Genomic DNA, 741 nt, shown 5'->3' on the forward strand with positions numbered 1-741 from the left:
CGCAAAATGGGCATACGTACGGCTTCAACCGGTGTTTTCTTAGGGTGTACTGGTTACAGCCTTCCGCCAAAAGAGCGTTGTACTACAACAATGAACTTAGTGTCGGGCGATGAAGCGGTTGCTGCTGATGTCGAAGACGTAGAAACCGAAAAATTAATGCAGATGAAGCGTTGTCCTATTTGTGAAACTGCAATGGACTCATACCTAATTGACGAAACCCGTAAACTACATGTGTGTGGTAATAACCCAGCATGTAAAGGGCATATAGTTGAAGAAGGTACCTTTAAAATTAAAGGCTACGACGGACCAATTATCGAATGTGATAAGTGCGGTTCTGACATGGAGCTTAAATCGGGTCGCTTTGGTAAGTACTTTGGTTGCAATAACGACGAGTGTAAGAACACACGTAAGTTACTTAAAAATGGTGAGGCTGCTCCACCAAAAGAAGATCCTGTTCACATTACTGAATTAGAGTGTGAGAAGTCAGATGCGTATTTTGTTTTACGTGATGGCGCTGCGGGTATATTTTTAGCCGCAAATACTTTTCCTAAGTCACGTGAAACACGTGCACCTAAGGTTGAAGAACTAAAACGCTTTAGAGACCGCATTTCGCCTAAGTTTTATTATTTAGCAGATGCACCAGCTAAAGATCCTGATGGTAATCTTGCTGTTGTACGCTATAGCCGTAAAAATAAATCTCAGTATGTTATGACTGAAGTTGACGGGAAAGCTACCGGCTGG

Annotated in this window: 1 protein-coding gene; it reads left to right on the forward strand. The window is 42.4% G+C overall.

Features of this window, described 5'->3' with window-relative positions; translation table 11 throughout:
• Nucleotides 1-741: topoisomerase DNA-binding C4 zinc finger domain-containing protein (locus L652_RS0102960; protein ID WP_029770131.1), on the forward strand; the 741-nt coding region annotated here is incomplete at both ends.

This window comes from Pseudoalteromonas sp. TB25 (assembly GCF_000497995.1).
Taxonomy (GTDB): domain Bacteria; phylum Pseudomonadota; class Gammaproteobacteria; order Enterobacterales; family Alteromonadaceae; genus Pseudoalteromonas; species Pseudoalteromonas distincta.